The sequence below is a fragment of the Streptomyces sp. S3(2020) genome, assembly GCF_013044505.1.
Classification (GTDB): domain Bacteria; phylum Actinomycetota; class Actinomycetes; order Streptomycetales; family Streptomycetaceae; genus Streptomyces.
The window spans coordinates 1-18,309 of sequence record NZ_JABERD010000195.1 but is presented as its reverse complement, the minus strand read 5'-3'; the positions used below and the strand labels follow the sequence as shown (position 1 = coordinate 18,309).

At 72.4% G+C, this 18,309-nt stretch carries 17 protein-coding genes and 1 pseudogene; 11 read left to right on the top strand and 7 right to left on the bottom strand.

Going from position 1 to position 18,309, the window contains the following annotated elements; all coding sequences use genetic code 11:
• Window positions 1-65: 65 nt before the first annotated feature.
• Window positions 66-410: pseudogene (locus HLK59_RS38925) on the top strand (tRNA (adenosine(37)-N6)-threonylcarbamoyltransferase complex ATPase subunit type 1 TsaE); the annotation flags it as partial.
• A 338-nt stretch (window positions 411-748) separates the two neighbouring features.
• Here the strand turns inward: HLK59_RS38925 and HLK59_RS38920 are convergent.
• Window positions 749-1,303, bottom strand: a complete 555-nt coding sequence (locus tag HLK59_RS38920; RefSeq protein ID WP_171146360.1) for a hypothetical protein — start codon at window positions 1,301-1,303, stop codon at window positions 749-751.
• Between the two features lie 107 nt (window positions 1,304-1,410).
• On the opposite strand from HLK59_RS38920, the gene tsaB reads away from it, so the two are divergent.
• From tsaB to HLK59_RS38900, 4 genes are read left to right on the top strand one after another with little or no spacing between them, the layout of a single operon-like run.
• A complete protein-coding gene (tsaB, locus tag HLK59_RS38915) occupies window positions 1,411-2,067 on the top strand; it encodes a tRNA (adenosine(37)-N6)-threonylcarbamoyltransferase complex dimerization subunit type 1 TsaB (protein WP_171146359.1) in 657 nt (218 codons plus the stop codon).
• A 17-nt stretch (window positions 2,068-2,084) separates the two neighbouring features.
• Window positions 2,085-2,582 carry a ribosomal protein S18-alanine N-acetyltransferase gene (rimI, locus tag HLK59_RS38910; protein ID WP_171146365.1) on the top strand — a complete coding sequence of 166 codons (498 nt, stop codon included), beginning with the start codon at window positions 2,085-2,087 and terminating at the stop codon, window positions 2,580-2,582.
• Window positions 2,575-3,660 carry a tRNA (adenosine(37)-N6)-threonylcarbamoyltransferase complex transferase subunit TsaD gene (gene tsaD, locus HLK59_RS38905; RefSeq protein WP_171146358.1) on the top strand — a complete coding sequence of 362 codons (1,086 nt, stop codon included), beginning with the start codon at window positions 2,575-2,577 and terminating at the stop codon, window positions 3,658-3,660. Before rimI ends, tsaD begins: the two co-directional genes overlap by 8 nt.
• Window positions 3,657-3,914, top strand: coding sequence for a hypothetical protein (locus tag HLK59_RS38900; RefSeq protein ID WP_171146357.1), 258 nt, complete (start codon window positions 3,657-3,659; stop codon window positions 3,912-3,914). The genes tsaD and HLK59_RS38900 overlap by 4 nt, the downstream gene beginning before the upstream one ends.
• Before the next feature lie 80 nt (window positions 3,915-3,994).
• On the opposite strand, the gene HLK59_RS38895 is transcribed toward HLK59_RS38900, so the two are convergent.
• The 5 genes from HLK59_RS38895 to HLK59_RS38875 all read right to left on the bottom strand — a co-directional run bounded on the left by HLK59_RS38895 (window position 3,995) and on the right by HLK59_RS38875 (window position 10,115).
• Window positions 3,995-4,693 carry a DUF4253 domain-containing protein gene (locus tag HLK59_RS38895; RefSeq protein WP_240982898.1) on the bottom strand — a complete coding sequence of 233 codons (699 nt, stop codon included), beginning with the start codon at window positions 4,691-4,693 and terminating at the stop codon, window positions 3,995-3,997.
• Window positions 4,694-4,728: 35 nt separating this feature from the next.
• Entirely contained in the window at window positions 4,729-5,709 is a 981-nt protein-coding gene (locus HLK59_RS38890; protein ID WP_171146356.1) for a hypothetical protein, read from the bottom strand.
• The gene (locus tag HLK59_RS38885; protein WP_171146355.1) at window positions 5,706-7,202 is read right to left on the bottom strand and encodes a M48 family metallopeptidase; all 1,497 of its coding nucleotides are present in this window, start codon (window positions 7,200-7,202) and stop codon (window positions 5,706-5,708) included. Before HLK59_RS38885 ends, HLK59_RS38890 begins: the two co-directional genes overlap by 4 nt.
• A gap of 63 nt (window positions 7,203-7,265) precedes the next feature.
• Complete coding sequence (locus HLK59_RS38880) at window positions 7,266-7,787, bottom strand: hypothetical protein (protein ID WP_171146354.1); 522 nt, start codon at window positions 7,785-7,787, stop codon at window positions 7,266-7,268.
• Window positions 7,788-7,811: 24 nt separating this feature from the next.
• Window positions 7,812-10,115 carry a glycoside hydrolase family 3 N-terminal domain-containing protein gene (locus HLK59_RS38875; RefSeq protein ID WP_171146353.1) on the bottom strand — a complete coding sequence of 768 codons (2,304 nt, stop codon included), beginning with the start codon at window positions 10,113-10,115 and terminating at the stop codon, window positions 7,812-7,814.
• A 147-nt stretch (window positions 10,116-10,262) separates the two neighbouring features.
• Between HLK59_RS38875 and HLK59_RS38870 the strand changes: the two genes are divergently transcribed.
• The 5 genes from HLK59_RS38870 to HLK59_RS38850 all read left to right on the top strand — a co-directional run bounded on the left by HLK59_RS38870 (window position 10,263) and on the right by HLK59_RS38850 (window position 15,919).
• Complete coding sequence (locus HLK59_RS38870; RefSeq protein WP_171146352.1) at window positions 10,263-11,321, top strand: LacI family DNA-binding transcriptional regulator; 1,059 nt, start codon at window positions 10,263-10,265, stop codon at window positions 11,319-11,321.
• A 157-nt stretch (window positions 11,322-11,478) separates the two neighbouring features.
• Entirely contained in the window at window positions 11,479-12,768 is a 1,290-nt protein-coding gene (locus tag HLK59_RS38865; protein WP_171146351.1) for an endo-1,4-beta-xylanase, read from the top strand.
• Window positions 12,769-12,841: 73 nt separating this feature from the next.
• Window positions 12,842-13,879, top strand: coding sequence for an LCP family protein (locus HLK59_RS38860; RefSeq protein WP_346779913.1), 1,038 nt, complete (start codon window positions 12,842-12,844; stop codon window positions 13,877-13,879).
• Between the two features lie 372 nt (window positions 13,880-14,251).
• Window positions 14,252-14,608, top strand: coding sequence for a YciI family protein (locus HLK59_RS38855; RefSeq protein ID WP_171146350.1), 357 nt, complete (start codon window positions 14,252-14,254; stop codon window positions 14,606-14,608).
• 99 nt (window positions 14,609-14,707) lie between these two features.
• A complete protein-coding gene (locus HLK59_RS38850) occupies window positions 14,708-15,919 on the top strand; it encodes a sigma-70 family RNA polymerase sigma factor (protein ID WP_171146362.1) in 1,212 nt (403 codons plus the stop codon).
• A gap of 48 nt (window positions 15,920-15,967) precedes the next feature.
• Here HLK59_RS38850 and HLK59_RS38845 read toward each other — a convergent pair whose 3' ends face one another.
• Window positions 15,968-17,167: a methyltransferase domain-containing protein gene (locus tag HLK59_RS38845; protein WP_240982899.1), complete on the bottom strand. Its 1,200-nt coding sequence runs from the start codon at window positions 17,165-17,167 to the stop codon at window positions 15,968-15,970.
• A gap of 72 nt (window positions 17,168-17,239) precedes the next feature.
• On the opposite strand from HLK59_RS38845, the gene HLK59_RS38840 reads away from it, so the two are divergent.
• Entirely contained in the window at window positions 17,240-18,178 is a 939-nt protein-coding gene (locus HLK59_RS38840; RefSeq protein WP_171146349.1) for a polysaccharide deacetylase family protein, read from the top strand.
• The last annotated feature ends 131 nt before the right edge of the window (window positions 18,179-18,309 follow it).

Here is an 18,309-nt window from a genome sequence, read left to right as displayed (position 1 = left end):
TTACCTCGCCACCCCGGTGTCTCACCTGCCCCTTCTCGGCCGCGGCAGGTGTTTAGAAGGGGCCGCTGGGGGAGGGACTGGGGGTGCGCGGCGCCGTCACGTCGCCGACCTTCGTCATCGCCCGGGTGCACCCGTCCCTCGGCGGCGGTCCGCCGCTCGTCCACGTCGACGCGTACCGCCTGGGCGGCGGGCTCGACGAGATGGAGGACCTCGACCTCGATGTCTCGCTGTCCGACTCGGTGATCGTCGTGGAGTGGGGCGAGGGCAAGGTCGAGGAGCTCACCGAGGACCGGCTCCAGGTGTGGATCCACCGTGCCGTCGGGGACACCAACGACGAGGTGCGGCACATGACGCTGACCGGGCTGGGGGAGCGCTGGGCGACCGTCGACCTCGGTGTGCTGTCCGCCTGAGCCGGTGCGCGCTGTCCGCTTGAGCATCGGTGGATGAATATTCCGACAAGACGTCGGCAAGTTATTGCATTTGCGGTCGTGTGCGTGGTCACATGGTACCCAGTTCGTAGTTAGGTCTACCTAACTACGTCCGCCCCCGGTGCTCAGGAGGCGTCCATGGCGGCCACGGAACGAGACGAGGCGGCGCCGCGCGTGGTGTCCGCGGTGCCGGTTCCCATGCGGGACTTGCTGGCGGCCTGTGCTGCGGCGAACGTGATTTCCACGCCGCCGCGGGTGCCTGACCGGGAAGCGGTACGGCCGTCCGCCGAGCAGCGCAAAGCCGCTTAGGCCGTTTTCGCTCAGCGGATCACGAGCACCCGTTGGCCGATCGTCGCGAAGTCCCACATGGCGTTGCCGTCCTCGCGGGACTCGCGGATGCCGCCCGTTTTCGCCGTGGGGTCGTTCTCCGGCGCCGAGCCGTCCACGGCCGCGCTGAAGCCGATCGTGACGCCGTCGACGCCGGCGAAGCGTACGACGTGCTCGATGGGGGTGCCGTCGGTGCCGATGACCGAGTTCGAGCGGGACGTGACGAAGTAGGAACCCGGGACCGGGTCGACCGTGCCCGCGGTGACCTTGAAGGTGCGCTGGACCCTGTTGCCCTTGTCGACCAGCCAGACCCGGTCGTCGTCCACCGAGTACACGACACGTTCACCCTTGCCGGAGCCGACGGGCAGGGCGGTGGGGTGCCCGGTGTCGCGGGGCGCCCTGGAGGTGACGGCCGCGGGCTCACCGTCGCGGTGCGAGGTGCCCAGCGAGGGCGGGACGCTCGCCGAGGCCTGGTAGGCGAGGAAACCCACCGAGACCAGGGCCGCCGCGGTGAGCCCGGTCACGATCCCGGCGCTGGAGCTTGGCACGGTCGTCCACCTCGTTGTCGTACGGCGTGATCCCGGCGACGTTAGCAGTCGGCGGGCGTGTGACCGGGGCGGCGATACGCGCGGCGCGGGAGCCGTAGGCTGTTTGCGTGCTCTTGCTCGCTCTGGATACCGCCACCCCCGCCGTGACCGTCGCGCTGCACGACGGTACGGACGTCGTCACCTCGTCGAGTCAGGTGGACGCGCGCCGGCACGGCGAGCTGCTGCTGCCGGCCGTCGACCGCGTCCTCGCCGAGGCCGGGCTGAGACTCGACGCCGTCACCGCCGTCGTCGTAGGAACCGGGCCCGGCCCCTACACCGGACTGCGCGTCGGACTGATGACCGCCGACACCTTCGGGCTCGCCCTCGGCGTCCCCGTGCACGGTGTGTGCACGCTCGACGGGCTCGCCTACGCCGCCGACATCGACGAGGGCCCCTTCGTCGTGGCGACCGACGCGCGGCGCAAGGAGGTCTACTGGGCGCGCTACGCCGACTCCCGTACACGGCTGACCGACCCGGCCGTCGACCGGCCCGCCGAGATCGCCGAGCAGGTCGCGGGTCTGCCCGCCGTCGGGGCCGGTGCGCTGCTCTACCCCGACACCTTCCCGGTCGCCCACGAGCCCGAGCACGTCTCCGCCGCCGCGCTCGCCGCGCTCGCCGCCGAGAGACTCGCCGCCGGCGAGGAACTCCCCGCCCCGCGGCCGCTGTACCTGCGCCGGCCCGACGCCCAGGTGCCCAGGAACTACAAGGTGGTCACCCCCAAGTGACCGACGTGCTGCGCGAGATGCGCTGGTGGGACATCGATCCCGTGCTGGTGCTGGAGAAGGACCTCTTTCCCGAGGACGCCTGGTCGCGGGGCATGTTCTGGTCCGAGCTGGCCCATGCGCGCGGCGCCTCCGCGACCCGGCGCTATGTCGTCGCCGAGGACGGCGGGCGGCTCGTCGGGTACGCCGGGCTCGCCGCCTCCGGGGACCTGGCGGACGTGCAGACCATCGCCGTCGCCCGCGACCACTGGGGCACCGGACTCGGCGGGCGGCTGCTGACCGAACTGCTCCGCGCGGCCACCGCCTTCGAGTGCGCCGAAGTGATGCTGGAGTGCCGGATCGACAACGTGCGCGCGCAGAAGCTGTACGAGCGGTACGGCTTCGAGGCGATCGGCTTCCGGCGCGGCTACTACCAGCCCGGCAATGTCGACGCCCTGGTCATGCGACTGACGACGGAATCCAGGAACGGCTCCGCCGCGGGTTCCACCTCCGAACAAGGAACCGAGATCAATGACTGACGAACCTCTCGTCCTCGGCATCGAGACCTCCTGCGACGAGACCGGCGTCGGCATCGTCCGCGGCACCACCCTGCTCGCGGACGCGATCGCCTCCAGCGTCGACGAGCACGCCCGCTTCGGCGGGGTCGTGCCCGAGGTCGCCTCGCGCGCGCATCTGGAGGCGATGGTGCCGACCATCGACCGCGCGCTGAAGGAAGCGGGGGTGAGCGCGAAGGACCTGGACGGGATCGCCGTGACCGCCGGGCCCGGTCTCGCGGGCGCGCTGCTGGTCGGCGTATCGGCGGCGAAGGCGTACGCCTACGCGCTCGGCAAGCCGCTGTACGGCGTCAACCACCTCGCCTCCCACATCTGTGTGGACCAGCTGGAGCACGGCAGCCTTCCCGAGCCGACGATGGCCCTGCTGGTGAGCGGGGGCCACTCGTCCCTGCTGCTGTCCACCGACATCACCGCGGACGTGCGGCCGCTCGGCGCGACCATCGACGACGCGGCCGGCGAGGCGTTCGACAAGATCGCGCGCGTGCTGAACCTCGGCTTCCCGGGCGGCCCGGTCATCGACCGGTACGCGAAGGAGGGCGATCCGCGTGCGATCGCGTTCCCGCGTGGGCTGACCGGGCCGCGCGACGCGGCGTACGACTTCTCCTTCTCCGGTCTGAAGACCGCCGTGGCCCGTTGGATCGAGGCCAAGCGGGCCGCCGGCGAGGAGGTGCCGGTGCGGGACGTGGCGGCGTCCTTCCAGGAGGCGGTCGTGGATGTGCTGACCCGCAAGGCCGTCCGTGCCTGCAAGGACGAGGGCGTCGACCATCTGATGATCGGCGGCGGTGTCGCCGCCAACTCCCGGCTGCGGGTGCTGGCCCAGGAGCGGTGCGAGGCGGCCGGGATCCGGCTGCGGGTGCCGCGGCCGAAGCTGTGCACGGACAACGGGGCGATGGTGGCCGCGCTGGGTGCGGAGATGGTCGCCCGGAACCGGCCCGCCTCCAGCTGGGACCTGTCGGCGGACTCCTCGCTGCCCGTGACGGAGCCGCATGTCCCCGGCCACGACCATGTGCACGAGGTCAGCAAGGAGAACCTCTACTCGTGACGGTCGCGTTGATGTGGGAGGCCCGGGCGGTCGACGGGCGCGGCGAGGAACTCCTCGCCTGGGCACGGGCGCAGGACCTGCCCCGCGCGCCACTGCGCCGCGAGACCTTCCGGGCGCCGCAGGACCGTGTGCTCGTCATCACCTGGTGGGACGCGGGACTCGACGCCGAACTGCCCGAACTCCCGGAACCGGACGGGGAGTTGGTGGACCGGGCCGTACATCGGTGGCGGTTCGAGTCGGTGGACACCCGCTGAGCGCTCCGCCGGCTGAGCGGTGAGGTGCCGTCGGTCGGCTGCGGCGCCGTCGTGGCTGGTCGCGCCCGCGCGGCGGTAGCTCAGTCCCACCAGAAGTACCAGTCCCGGCGGGTCAGCAGTTCCTGCGGGTAGGTGTTCTCCCAGTCGCCGAAGTCGTTGTGGAAGACGTCGGGGCAGGCCAGGTAGTGCTCGGCGGCCAGGACATGGGCCTCGTGGAGGTCCTTCGGGGGGACGGCGGCCGAGACGTGCAGACCGCCGTGCTCGAAGGCCACGACCCGGGCGCCGAAGCGGTCCTCCCAGGAGCGGACCACCCCGGACAGGTCGTCCTTGCCCATGTGGTTGGTCATACCGGGCCAGTTGAGCGCGATCGGTACGTCCGAGCCGCGCTCCGCCTGGACCAGCGCGAGGCAGCGGGCCCAGCCCCGGCGTACGACGGCCGTGGCCGCCTCGGCCGCACACGCGTCGGGATCGGCCCCCGCGGCGGCGGCCGGTACGGCGAGGCCCGGCCAGGCCGCGAAGGACGGCCAGGAACGCGGCTCCCATTCCTCGCGGAGGAACGACGCGGCGTCGACCGGGCTGTCCCCGCCGACCGCGCATCCGGAGAAGTCCTCGCAGTACTCCAGGAGTACGGGATACAGACCGGTCCGGGCCCGCTCGGCGTAGAGCCGCCTCCACCACTCGTCCGCCTCGGGCACGGGACCCCGGCTCATCCACACCAGGGAGCCGTACGACTCGATGACCCTGCCCGGTGGCAGCGACTGCGGCAGTGTTGCTTCCATGGCAGGAATCTAGGCGGCGCCACTGACAACGGGCCTCACGGCTGTAGGGCCAACGGGGCCCAGACCGCGGTCAGGAGGGTTGCGCCGGCCAGGGTGAAGGCGACCACCGGGACCACGGTGCCGTCGGTGTTCAGGTAGGCCAGGGCGAGGCCCAGGACGGCTCCGGTCGCCGTGAAGGGGAGGGCCGGGCGCCACCAGGGGCGGGTGGGGCGTATGACGGTGCCGGCCGGGATGACGAAGGAGTCGCGGAGGTCGCCGCGGACGGTCGAGGGCGCTTCGAGGGTGGTGTGCCGGGGTTCGGAGCGGCGCAGACGGCCCAGCGGGACGAGTTGGGTGCCGTCCGGCAGGACGACCACCGCGGTGCGGCGGCCGTGGACGGAGACCGGGGCACGGTCGGGGAGTTCGTCGAGCGCGGGGTGCCACATGACGCGCTGCCAGCGCGGGCCCTGCTGCTCGCCCAGGACGAGCCAGGTCGTCGACAGACCCCGCCCCAGGGGCGCGCCGCGCTCCCCGACCCGGACCAGGGCCGTCGCCGGCCGGCCCGGCCGGCGTGCCGCCCGGAGGAAGCGCAGACCACGGTGGGCCCAGACACCGCAGAGGACGGCCGCGACGACCCCTCCGAAGGCGACCGAGCGGACGAGATCGTCCTCGTACCCGTCCTCCTTGGGGATGTCGCGCCAGTCGATCGGCCGGCCGCGGGGGTTGTCCTCGGTCGGGTCGTAGGCCACGAGGAAGAGGGTCTGCCGGGTGTAGGCGGTGTCGCCCCGGTCCGGGAAGCGCTGGAGGTGGGTGCGGCCGGCGCGGTCCTCCCAGCTGACGAGGACGTCGTCCCCGTCGGCTCCGAGTCCGCGCTCGACGACCTCGCCGAAGGTGGTCGCGGTCCGTTCCCGCTCGCGCGCGTGGGCGTACGCGTGCCCGCCCAGCCACGCGGCGAACAGGGCGTACCCCACGAGGGTCACGGTCAGTCCGAACAGGGCGACGCGCAGGGGGCGCCGGTTGTCGTGCATACGGTTCATGCGGCCACCTCCGGTGTGAGCAGCGCCCGTACGGGAGCCGTGTCGCCGTTCTCCACGGCCGCCGTCAGCAGTTCGCTCAGGTCGAGGACCGTGCCGTCGGGCGAGGTGAGCACGCTGGTGCGCCAGCGGCTCGGGTGGGTCCAGCCGGCGTCGCGGAGCACGGTGGCGAGGGCCAGGACCATCGCCCCGGTCAGGACGGTCCGGGAGTACGCCGGGCGGACGGGGCGGGGTGCCCGGCGGATGCCGCGCTCGATACGGCGGGCCAGCCGGGGCCAGGTGCCGTCGGCGATCGCGTCCAGCGCGCTGTGCAGGGCGCGGGCGGGCGAGTCCTGCTCGGTCGCCCTCTGGAGGGGCGACGGGCCCTTGTCCTCCAGGAGTTGGCGGAGCCGGTCGGGCGGGAGAGCGAGCAGGCGTGTCGGACGCGGGGCGGTGTGCCGGTCGCGGCGTCCGCGCCGGGCCCGGCCCTGCTCGGCCAGCTGTCCGACACACCACTGCTCCAGCGCCGGGCCCGTGCGCAGCGGCAGCGGCTCGTCGCGGTACGCCGTGACGGCGTCGGCGTCCGGGAGCGCGGCCAGCCGGTCGGCGAGCGGGGGGTGGCCCGCCGTGGCGTAGGGGTCGAGGGCGTCGTGCTCGGCGACGGCGCGGGCCGCGCTGCGGTCCACGTGCGGGTCTCGCACGGCGGTGTCCAGCGCGTCGTAGAAGTCCTGCGGGTAGCTGCCGTCGTGCTGGGCGAGGACGCTCCACCAGCGCAGGCCGAGGCCCTCGTACACCGAGTTGAGCCGGATCGAGCGTTCGAGCGCCGCGGCCGTCGTCGCCTTGCCGAGGAGGCGGGCCGCGTCGGCGTCGGAGTCCGTCTCCGTGCGCCAGGCCCGGGACTGGGTGGCGCGCAGGAGCGGGGCGGCCACGGGGGCCGTGGGGCGGAAGCGGGGCTTCAGTTCGGCCGTGAGGGCGTGGCGTGCCATGAGCAGCCAGGACGTGCGGCGGTGGCCGACATGCCGTACGTGCGCCAGCTCGTGCGCGACCACGGCCGCCAGCTGGTCGGCGGTCAGCGTCCGCAGTACGGGCAGGCCGAGGACCAGGACATAGGCGCGGATCCCGGAGACCGTCGCCCGGCTCAGCGAGGCCTGTACGTCGGGGACGATCCGCACCAGGAGCGGAGCGCGGAAACCGAGCCGTTCGGCCACGTCCTGGACCAGGGCCGCCAGCTCCGGCTCGTCGCGGGGCCGTACCGCCCGGCCCGGTATTCGGCGGCGGGCGACGACGGCGGCGAGGACGCTCAGCAGCGTCACGACGACGGGCAGGAGGGCTGCCGTCGGGTTGCCCGCCCTTGCCAGGAGGACCGGCAGTGCCACGGCGGCGGCGAGCGGCGGCAGCCAGGCGAGCGTGAGCATGGCGGCGACGAGCGGCCATTCGCGCAGTGCGGAGGGCGGCCGCACGCTCGGGGCCGGCCGCTCGTCGGCGGCGGAGAGTCTGCCGGCCGTGCCCCTGTCCATCGTGTCCCCCCGTCGCGCACCGGTGCGTCGGCGGATTGTGGCACAGGGGCCCGTCGTACGGACCTATGCCGGCGTGGTCCCGGCGGGGGCCTCGCCGCGGAGTACGCCGGGGGAGTACGACAGTTTCCACGGTGCGTCCGTGTCGTGCCCCCGCCACAGCACCTTGCCGTTCCTGCGCTCCCACTCGGCGGCCAGCCAGGCCTGGCCGAGCCAGACCAGCGCCGCCCAGAGGGGGAGCAGGGCGATCCAGGGCGCGTAGGCGATGGCGAGGGCCAGGGTCGGGACCAGCATCACCGGGAAGAGCCACCAGTTGAGGGGGCGGCGGCGCAGCGAGGCACCGTCCGCCGGGGCCCGCTCCAGGGGGACCGCGGCCTCGAAGTCCCGTATCTCGCCGACCCACTTGAGCCGTGTCGCCCCGAGCAGGGTGACCACCACCGTGAAGGCGATCATGGCCAGGACGAACCGCCCCACCCCGTAGGCCGACATCGGCGCACCGCGCACACCGCTCGTCACCGGCACGCAGACGGCGAGAGTGGCGAACGCGGTGTACACGGCCCGCAGTTCGTGGTGGACGTATCGGTCCATGGTGAGCCTCCCCCAGGTGGAGGGTCAGGCGGGTCCCGACACCTCCGTCTCGCAGCGCAGCACACGGTCCGGGCCCAGCACCCGTACCGGCCCCGTGAGGTTCAGCCGGGTCGTGTGCCGTACGTCCGCGCTGGATGCCGCCAACCGCAGCTCCAGGATGCCCGGTTCGACGACCCTCCGGAGTGAACGATCTGTGAAGGACGACAGGTCGGTGTGGAAGCGGAAGGACACCCGGGCCGCCTCTCCCGGGGCCAGCCGCACGCGCTGGTAGCCGATCAGGCGGACGTCCGGCCGGGTCACCGAGGCCACCGGGTCGTGCAGGTACAGCTGGACGACCTCGGCGCCCTCGCGGTCACCCGTGTTGCGGACGGTCACGGTCATGTCGTAGGAGCCGTCCGTGCCGATCTCCGTGTCGGCGGCATCGGATTCCCAGGCGAACGACGTGTACGACCTTCCGTGCCCGAACGGGTACAGCGGTGTCGGGTCCAGATTGCTGACCTCGCCCGCGAGGCCCAGCGGCGGCTGGAGGTAGGTCCAGGGCTGGCCGCCCGGCACCTGGGGGACGCTCACCGGCAGCCGCCCCGAGGGGTTGACGCGGCCGGACAGCACGCCCGCGACGGCGGGGCCGCCCTCCTCGCCCGGGAAGAACGCCTGCACCGCGGCGGCGAGGCGCCCGTTCCAGCGGCCGAGCGCGTACGGCCGGCCGGTCAGCAGCACCAGGACCACGGGTACGCCGGTGGCGACCAGGGTGTCCAGCAGTTCGCCCTGTACGCCGGGGAGTCGCAGGTCCGTCACATCGCAGCCCTCGCCCGATGTGCCCCGGCCGAACAGGCCCGCCCGGTCGCCCAGGACCGCCACGCACACATCCGCCTCGGACGTCCGGGCCACCGCCTCCGCGAAGCCGGACCGGTCGGGGTCCGAGGTGTCGCAGCCCTCCGCGAACGTCACCTTGGCGTCGGGGAGTTCGGTGCGCAGGGCCTCCAGGACGGTCGGGATCCCGATGCCCGTCGGGATGTCCGGGTGGTGGGTCAGGACATGGGAGGGGAAGGAGTAGCAGCCGAGCATCGCCAGGGCGTCGGCCGCCCTCGGGCCCACCACCGCGATCCGCGTGTCCGGGGACAGCGGGAGGACGCCGTCCGGGTTGTCGAGGAGGACCACCGACTCCTCGGCGAGGCGGCGGGCCAGGGCGCGGTTCGCCGTGGAGTCGAGGTCGATACGGCCGGCCGGCTCGGGGGTCCAGTCCTCGTCCAGGAGGCCCAGCTCGCACTTCTGGAGCAGGACCCGGCGGACCGCCCGGTCGATCAGCTCCTCGGGGATCTCGCCCGCCCGCACGGCGTCCAGGAGCGGTGGGCCGTAGCACTTGAGGGTGGGCAGTTCGACGTCGAGGCCGGCCGCGAGCGCCGCGTGGGCGGCCTCCGCCTCCGAGCCGGCCACCCGGTGCTGGCTCTGGAGGAAGCCGATGCCGAAGTAGTCGGCGACGACCGTGCCGGTGAAACCCCATTCCTCGCGCAGGAGTCCGGTCAGCAGGCCCGGGTCCGCGGAGGCCGGGACGCCGTCCGTCTCGTTGTACGCCGCCATCACCGAGCGCGCCCCGCCCTCGCGCAGCGCCATCTGGAACGGTGGCAGGGTCACGTCCGCGAGCTCCCGGACCCCGGCCCGCACCGGTGCCTGGTTGCGGGCGCCGGCCGAGGACGCGTACCCGGCGAAGTGCTTGAGGGTGGCGACGATCCCGGCCGACTCCAGGCCCCGGACGTAGGCGGTGCCGATCGTGCCGACGAGGTACGGGTCCTCGCCGACGGTCTCCTCGACCCGCCCCCAGCGCGGGTCGCGGACGACGTCCAGGACGGGGGCGAGGCCCTGGTGGACGCCGACCGCGCGCAGGTCCCGGCCGATGTTGCCGGCCATCTCCTCGACGAGCGGCGGGTCGAAGCTCGCGCCCCAGGCGAGCGGGACCGGGTAGGCGGTGGCCTGCCAGGCCGTGAAGCCCGCCAGGCACTCCTCGTGGGCGAGCGCCGGGATGCCGAAGCGGCCCGCCGCCGCGATACGGCGCTGGGCGCGGGCCAGTGCCTGCGCGCCCAGCGCCGGGTCCACGGGGGCGGTGCCGAAGGGGCGGGTCAGCTGGCCGAGGCCGTGCGCGATCAGCTCGGACCAGTCGTAGTCGGCGGTCATCTCGCTCTGGAGCGGCGCGACTCCCTCGCCGTCCGTGCTGGCGCCCACCCACACGCCGTACAGCTGGGCGGTCTTCTCCTGAAGGGTCATCCGGGAGAGGAGGTCGTCGACGCGGGCGGCGGCGGGCAGGGCGGGGTCACGCCAGGGGGCGGTGGTCATGAAACTCCTGTCAGGGTGAAGGCCCTCACGAATGTCCTCTCATCGAACGTCCTCAACGAATGTTTCGCTGTGTATGCCGAATGTTTTGGGAACCTAGGCGGGCCGGGAGGGTTCGTCAAGAGGTCGTGCAGGGATACGATCGCCGCCATGACACCCCCGGAGCCCGCTGAAACCAGGACGACAGGACGGTCCACCCAGACCGCGACGCTTGCCGAGATCGCCCGAGAGGCCGGCGTCTCGGCGCCGACTGTTTCGAAGGTGCTGAACGGCCGTGCCGACGTCGCCCCGGCCACCCGCGCGCGCGTGGAGGAACTGCTGCGCGCCCACGGCTACCGGCGCCGCCGGGCCGAGGCGAGCCGTTCGCCCCTGATCGACCTGGTCTTCCACGAACTGGAGAGCGCCTGGGCGATGGAGGTCATCCGGGGCGTGGAGAACGTCGCCCGGGACGCCGGGCTGAGCGTGGTGCTCAGCGAGAGCGCGGGGCGGCTCACCCCCGGGCGGACCTGGGCCGACCAGGTCGCCGCCCGGCGTCCGCACGGGGTGATCCTCGTGCTGTCCGGGCTCGACGAGTCCCAGCGCGCGCTGCTCACCAGCCGGTCGATCCCGTTCGTCGTCATGGACCCGGCCGGCGACCCCGGCGCCGACGTGCCCTCCATCGGCGCCACCAACTGGCAGGGCGGGCTCGCCGCCACCCGGCACCTCGTCGACCTCGGGCACACCCGGATCGGCGCGATCAGCGGGCCCTCCCGGATGATGTGCAGCCGCGCCCGCGTCGACGGCTACCGGGCCGCCCTGGAGACCGCCGGGCTGCCGGTCGACCCCGCGCTCATCAAGAACGGCGACTTCCACCACGAGGCCGGCTACCGCCAGGGCCTGGAGCTGCTGCGCCACCCGGACCGGCCGACCGCGGTCTTCGCCGGGAACGACCTCCAGGCGCTGGGCCTGTACGAGGCGGCACGCGAGCTGGGGCTCAGGATCCCGGAGGACCTGAGCGTGGTCGGGTTCGACGATCTGCCCGTCGCGCCCTGGGTGGGGCCGCCGCTGACGACCGTGCGGCAGCCGCTGACCGAGATGGCCGAGGCGGCGGCCAAGCTGGTGCTCGACCTGGCGCGCGAGGAGGGCTCTCCGGCGGCCACCCGGGTGGAGCTGGCGACGAGCCTGGTGGTGCGCAGCAGTACCGCCGGGCCGCCGCTGGCCGGAAGTTGACGTATTGACGGGTGGGGCCGCCACCTCCACACTCCTCCGAAGTCAATCGGCTGCACGACCGAAACTTTCGGAGGCACCCGCAGTGAGATCCTCCAGAACTTCGCCACGTGTACGACTCGCCGCTCTGCTGGCCGGAGCGGCCACCGTCGGGGCTCTGATGACCGCCGGCGCGACCACCGCGCACGCCGCCGACACCCCGTTGCGCGACCTCGCGGCCGCCAAGGGCAAGGCCATGGGCACGGCGGTCACCGGCTCCAAGCTGACCGGGACCTACGGCGACATCGCCGGGGCCCAGTTCAACTGGCTGACCCCCGGCAACGCCATGAAGTGGGGCTCGGTCGAGCCGACCCAGGGGAACTTCAACTGGACGGAGGCGGACCAGATCGTCGCCTTCGCCGAGGCCCACGACCAGGACGTGCGCGGCCACACCCTGGTCTGGCACAGCCAGAACCCGAGCTGGCTGACGAACGGCACCTGGACCCCGGCCCAGCTGGGCACCCTCCTCGACAACCACATCGCCACGGAGGTCGGCCGGTACAAGGGGCGGCTCGCCGCCTGGGACGTCGTCAACGAGCCGTTCAACGAGGACGGCACCTACCGTCAGACCCTCTGGTACAACGGCCTCGGCACCGGCTACATCGCCCGGGCCCTCACCGCCGCCCGCGCCGCCGACCCGGCCGCCAAGCTGTACATCAACGACTACAACGTCGAGGGCGTCAACGCGAAGAGCACCGCCCTCTACAACCTGGTCAAGTCGCTGAAGGAGCAGGGCGTCCCGATCGACGGCGTCGGCCTCCAGGCCCACCTCATCCTCGGCCAGGTGCCGGCCACGCTCCAGCAGAACATCCAGCGCTTCGCCGACCTCGGTGTCGACGTGGCCATCACCGAGCTGGACGTCCGGATGGCGCTGCCCTCCGACAGCGCCAAGCTCACCCAGCAGGCCGCCGACTACAAGGCCGTCATGAACGCCTGCGTGGCCGTCGCCCGCTGCACCGGCGTCACCGTCTGGGGCTTCACCGACTCCGACTCCTGGATCCCGAGCACCTTCCCGGGGCAGGGCGCGGCGACGCCGTACGACGAGAACTACGCGCCGAAACCGGCGTACTACGCGATCTCGGAGGCGCTCGGCGGTACGACCACGCCCCCGCCGACGGGGGCCTGCACCGCGACCTACAGCGTGGCCAACCAGTGGAACACCGGGTTCACGGGCCAGGTGAGGATCGCCTGCTCGGGTGCCGCGCTGTCGTCCTGGAAGGTGAGCTGGACGTACGGGGCGGGCCAGCAGATCACGCAGGCCTGGAACGCGACCTGCACGCAGACCGGCACGGCGGTCAGCTGCGTCAACGCCTCCTACAACGGGACCGTGCCGGACGGCGGCTCGGTGACCTTCGGGTTCAACGCGTCCTGGAGCGGGAGCAACCCGGTGCCGACCGTGACGCTGGGCTGAGAAAGGTGAGATTTTCCGAAGAAAGGCGGCCCGGACGCGGTCCTCGTAATAATTCGGACTTACGTTCCTCCCCGTGAACGGAGACGACGAAGGCAGACGAGTGGGTCGGCGGTCGCGTGTGCTGAAGGCCGCCGGCCTCACTCTCGCGGCCGTGCTGGTGGCGGGCGCCGCGACGGGTGGCTGGATGTACTGGCACCTCAACGACAACATCAAGAGCGTCGACATCGACAACGCGCTCGGCGACGACCGCCCCGCGAAGGCCGTGACGACACCTTCCCCGTCCGCGTCGGCCTCCCCGCTGCCCTCCGAGGCCCTGAACATCCTCGTCCTGGGCTCCGACTCGCGCAGCGGCAAGGCGAACAAGGCGCTCGGCGGCGGCGACAGCTCCGGCGCCCGGTCCGACACCGCGATGGTCGTCCACATCGACGCCGGCCGCACCGAGGCGACGGTGGTCAGCATCCCGCGCGACACGCTCGTCACCCGCCCGTCGTGTCCCCTGGCCGACGGGGGCGCCACGGCGGTGGCGTACAACGCGATGTTCAACAGCGCGTACTCCGTCGGCGGGCCCGTCTGCGCGGTCAAGACCGTCGAGTCGATCACGGACGTCCGCATGGACCACTACATCGAGATCGACTTCTCGGGCTTCGCGAAGCTGGTGAACGCCCTCGGCGGTGTGACGGTGACGACGGAGGAGGACATCGACGACTCCAGCAGCCATCTGACGCTCAAGGCGGGGACCCACCACCTCGACGGCAAGCAGGCTCTCGGCCTCGCCCGCACCCGGCACGGCGTGGGCGACGGGAGCGACCTCGGCCGGATAGGCCTCCAGCAGAAGCTGGTGAAGGCGCTCCTGGAGCAGATCTCCTCGACCGATCTGCTCACCAGCCCGACCAAGCTCTACGAGGTGGCCGACGCGGTCACCGGCAGCCTCACCACCGACACCGGGCTCGACTCGCTGAGCGAGCTGATGACCCTCGGACAGAGCCTGAAGGGGCTGTCGGCGGACCAGGTGAAGACGGTGATGATGCCGGTCCTGCCGGCCCCCTCGGACGCCAACCGGGTGGTGGCGCGGGAGCCGGAGGCGAGCGAACTGTGGAAGTCGCTGCGCTGAGCGGTCGGGCGGGTACGTCGTCGGCCTGGACGGCGACCGCATCGACCTGACCGGCGCCCCCGCACGCCGACCTCGCGGCCACCACGACCGGTTTCGCCCCGGAGGAGACCGGCATGGTGTCCGGGCGGCTCGACAGCTTCCGACAAGTCGGCGGGGCCGTGGGGATCGGCGTGCTGACCACGGCCGCGGCGAGCGCGGGCCAGGCCGGTGGCCTGTGCCGAACCCGCCCGGAAGAACGCCCGCGAGCTGCGAAGACGTGGGCCGTGGGAAATTCCTCGAAGAAATCCCGCGAGCCTGTCGATCCGGGTGTCTCCCGTTCGACGCATGGTTGAGAGGCCGGAAAGGACCGGCCGACCGATTCGAGGAGCCACCATGCCGCGCTACCTGTCGCTCGTGCAGATCGACGAGTCAACCGCCCCCGCCGAAGGCCCCAGCGCCGAGCTGATGCAGCGCATGGGGGAGCTGATCGAGGAGATGACCAAGGCCGGGGTGCTGCTGGACACCGCCGGGCTCACGCCCTCGGCGCAGGGCACGCGGGTGCACTGGAGCGGTGGCCGGTCGACCGTCACGGACGGGCCGTTCACCGAGTCCAAGGAGGTCGTCGGGGGGTACGCGATCGTGCAGTGCAAGGACAAGGCCGAGGCCATCGAGTGGACCAAGCGGTTCCTTCAGGTGCACGAGGCGCACTGGACGGTGACCTGCGAGGTGCGGGAGATCGCGGAGGGCTGAGTCCCTCCTTGGCCCCGGCCTCGTTCAGGTGTTGCATGGGGGGCTGTGAGCCCACAGTCCCCCAGCGACCCCCGCGGCACCGTCGAGACGGTGTTCCGCATGGAGTCCCCGCGCATCATCGCCGGCGTCACCCGCATCGTCCGGGACGTCGGCATCGCCGAGGAACTGGCCCAGGACGCCCTCGTCGCGGCCCTGGAGCAGTGGCCGCGCGACGGCGTCCCCGGCAACCCGGGCGCCTGGCTCATGACCACCGCCCGGCGCCGCGCCGTCGACCTGGTCCGGCGCCGCGAGAACTACGCCCGCAAGCTCCAGGAGATCGGCCGCTCGCTGGACACGACGGCCCCGCCGGAGGAGCCGGCCGACCCCGAGGACATCGACGACGACCTGCTCCGCCTGGTCTTCACCACCTGCCACCCGGTCCTGTCCGCCGAGGCCCGTATCGCCCTCACCCTGCGGCTGCTGGGCGGCCTCACCACGGCCGAGATCGCCCGCGCGTTCCTGGTCCCGGAGCCGACGATCGCCCAGCGCGTCGTCCGCGCGAAACGCACCCTCGCGACGAGGAACGTCGCCTTCGAAGTGCCCTACGGCGCCGAGCGCGAGGCCCGCCTGGCAGACGTCCTCGACGTCATCTACCTCGTCTTCAACGAGGGTTACGCCGCCACCGCCGGTGACGACTGGCTGCGTCCGGGACTGTGCGAGGACGCCCTGCGCCTGGCCCGCGTCCTGTCCGGCCTGATGCCGAAGGAACCGGAGGTCCACGCGCTGGCCTCGCTCCTGGAGTTCCAGGCGTCCCGCACCGCCACCCGCACCGGACCCACCGGCGAGCCGGTCCTCCTGGAGGACCAGAACCGCCGCCGCTGGAACCGCATGCTCATCGCCCGCGGCATCCAGGCCCTCGCCCGCGCCGACGCCACCCGCACGGGCGCCCCGGGCCCCTACGCCCTCCAGGCCGCGATCGCCGCCTGCCACGCACACGCCCACACGTACGAGGAGACCGACTGGGCGAGCATCGCGACCCTGTACGGACTGCTCGCCGTCCGTGCCCCGTCCCCGGTCGTCGAACTCAACCGCGCGGTCGCCGTGTCGAGGGCCGAGGGCCCGCGGCCGGCCCTGGAGATCATCGACGCCCTCACCGACGAACCCGCCCTGCGCGACTACCACTTGCTCCCCAGCGTCCGCGGCGACCTGCTGGCCCGCCTCGGACGCACGGCGGAGGCGAGGACGGAGTTCGAGCGGGCGGCGGGGCTGGCGCGCAACGCGAGGGAACGCGAACTGCTGGCGGCCCGACTGAGATCACTGCCCACCCGGTAACCCGTTCCCTTCCTGGTCAGCGACGGTCCACCCCCTCCCGCCGACCGGTCACGCGGGTGCGCCGACCAGCATCGTCGGTGCCCCCGCCACCCGGGTCAGGAACACGGTCGCCGACCTGCTCCCGTACGGCTTCGGGAGCACCTTCCTGCGTAGTTCCTCCGGCTCCACGGCCGACCCGCGCTTCTTCACGGTCAGGATCCCGACCTCGCGCTCGCGCAGCAGCGCCTTCAACTTCTTGACGTTGAAGGGGAGTTGGTCGGTGATCTCGTATGCCGTGGCATACGGGGTCACATGCAGTTCGTCGGCGGTGACGTAGGCGATGGTCGCGTCGATCAGCCCGCCCCCCAGGTCCTCGGCCACCTCGGCGACCAGGTGGGCGCGGATGACGGCGCCGTCGGGCTCGTACAAGTACCGTCCGACGGGGCGGACTTCGGGGTCGGGCAGCATGGTGTCGGGCGAGGCCCAGATGCCGGCCCCCGAGGGCAGCAGGATCGACCGACGCGCCCCCGGTGTTCCGTCCGGGCGGAACCACAGCACGGCTTCCTTCACATCTCCGCTGTCCGAGATCCACTCCGCCTCCGCCTCGGCGGGGATCGCCTCGTGGGGGATGCCCGGCGCGATCTTCAGCACGCCGATCGGCGCCTTCAGCGCGGCCTCGACGGCCCATGACAGGGGCGGCGAGTAGGCCTCCGGGTCGAAGATCCGGCCGCGGCCTCCGCGGCGGCCCGGATCGACGAACACGGCGTCGTACGGGGACGTGTCGATGTCCGTGACGTCCGCCTCCCGCACCTCGATGAGGTCGGCGAGCCCGAGCGCCTCGGCGTTCGCCCGCGCGGCGGCCACGGTGAGCGGGTCCCGGTCCACGGCGAGCACCCTGATCCCGGCCCGCGCGAGCGCGATCGCGTCCCCGCCGATGCCGCAGCACAGATCGGCGACGGACCGCACGCCCAGTGCCTGGAAGCACTCCGCCCGATACGTCGCCACACTCGCCCGCGTCGACTGCTCCACCCCGTTCGGGGTGAAGAACATCCGTCCCGCGTCCTCGGCCCCGAACTTCACCGCCGCCCGCTGCCGCAGCCGGGCCTGGCCGAGCGCCGCCGACACCAGTTCGGCCGGGTACTCGCGGCGCAGCCGGGTGGCGACGGCGAGTTCGTCGGCGGGGGCGGTGTCGCGCACCGTGTCGAGGAGGGCGCGGCCCTCGGGGGTGAGGAGTGGGGCGAGGTCGTTCACCGGGACATTGTGGGCCAGTCGGTGGACGGTCCGCCTCCGGCGGCGGTGTCGGCCCGGGGGCAGGGCGGTGACCTGCGAGGATCCGGCGCCATGGGATCAGTCGTACAAAATGACAAAAGTCGGGTGAAGCGAGCTTCCCGGGCCCGCGCCGGGATCGACGTGCTCGCCGCCACGGTCGCCGTCGCCGTCATCGCCTCGGGCTGCGCACGAGGGGAGAGCGCCGAGGTGCGCCCGGTACGTCCGGCGCCCGGCCAGCAGCCACTGAAGGCGGCTCCGGCCCGGGCCCTGGACTCGTACGCCATGAAGCTCCGCGCCGCCGCGAAGGTCGCGAAACGCTGGGGTCTGGCCGGAGTCCCGCTGGCGCCCCCCGCGCCGCCCGTGAAGAAGCCGCGGATCACGACCCGCAAGGGCTTCGAGGTGGACGGCCACGAGGAGAAGGGCCTCCCGCCGGTCTTCACCACGATCCCGACCAAGGAGAAGATCGTCTTCCTCACCATCGACGACGGCGCCGAGAAGGACCCGGCGTTCCTGCGGATGATGAGCGAGCTGAAGATCCCCTACACCGCCTTCCTCAGCGACTACCTGGTCAAGGGGGACTACGGCTACTTCAAGGACATGCAGGACCGAGGGGTCGGACTGAACAACCACACGCTCCATCACCCCTACCTGCCCGGACTGTCCTACGCCCGCCAGAAGCGCGAGATCTGCGGCATGCAGGACGTCATCGAGAAGCGCTACGGCAAGCGTCCCACCCTCTTCCGCCCGCCCTTCGGCAACTACAACGAGGACACCCTGCGCGCCGCGAAGTCCTGCGGGGTGAAGTACGCGCCGATCTGGAACGAGGAGGTCTTCGTCGACCACTGGGACTACCGCGAGTGGGACCGGAAGATCCGCCCGGGCGACATCGTGCTGAGCCACTTCCGCGGCCGGGGGGAGTGGAAGGGCACGATGTCCGACATGATCCGGCGGTTCCTCGACAAGGTCACGGCCGAGGGGTACGCGGTGGCCCGTATCGAGGACTACTTGTGAGTTCGCGTGGACCGGCTGCCGCGGTCCTGGCGGCGGTCGTGCTGCTCGCGGGCTGCGTCCGGTCCGTCGGCCCTGTCGAACGGCCGGCTGAGGAGGTGGTGCGATGGGCTTTTATCCACACTTTGCCCCGC

Coding starts and splice junctions, on each gene's coding strand:
- HLK59_RS38880 (WP_171146354.1), bottom strand. CDS start 7,787: ATGGACCGATACGTCCACCACGAACTGCGGGCCGTGTACACCGCGTTC.
- HLK59_RS38885 (WP_171146355.1), bottom strand. CDS start 7,202: ATGGACAGGGGCACGGCCGGCAGACTCTCCGCCGCCGACGAGCGGCCG.
- HLK59_RS38850 (WP_171146362.1), top strand. CDS start 14,708: ATGGAGTCCCCGCGCATCATCGCCGGCGTCACCCGCATCGTCCGGGAC.
- rimI (WP_171146365.1), top strand. CDS start 2,085: ATGCGCTGGTGGGACATCGATCCCGTGCTGGTGCTGGAGAAGGACCTC.
- tsaD (WP_171146358.1), top strand. CDS start 2,575: ATGACTGACGAACCTCTCGTCCTCGGCATCGAGACCTCCTGCGACGAG.
- HLK59_RS38840 (WP_171146349.1), top strand. CDS start 17,240: ATGGGATCAGTCGTACAAAATGACAAAAGTCGGGTGAAGCGAGCTTCC.
- HLK59_RS38865 (WP_171146351.1), top strand. CDS start 11,479: ATGACCGCCGGCGCGACCACCGCGCACGCCGCCGACACCCCGTTGCGC.
- HLK59_RS38890 (WP_171146356.1), bottom strand. CDS start 5,709: ATGAACCGTATGCACGACAACCGGCGCCCCCTGCGCGTCGCCCTGTTC.
- HLK59_RS38895 (WP_240982898.1), bottom strand. CDS start 4,693: ATGGAAGCAACACTGCCGCAGTCGCTGCCACCGGGCAGGGTCATCGAG.
- HLK59_RS38855 (WP_171146350.1), top strand. CDS start 14,252: ATGCCGCGCTACCTGTCGCTCGTGCAGATCGACGAGTCAACCGCCCCC.
- HLK59_RS38870 (WP_171146352.1), top strand. CDS start 10,263: ATGACACCCCCGGAGCCCGCTGAAACCAGGACGACAGGACGGTCCACC.
- HLK59_RS38875 (WP_171146353.1), bottom strand. CDS start 10,115: ATGACCACCGCCCCCTGGCGTGACCCCGCCCTGCCCGCCGCCGCCCGC.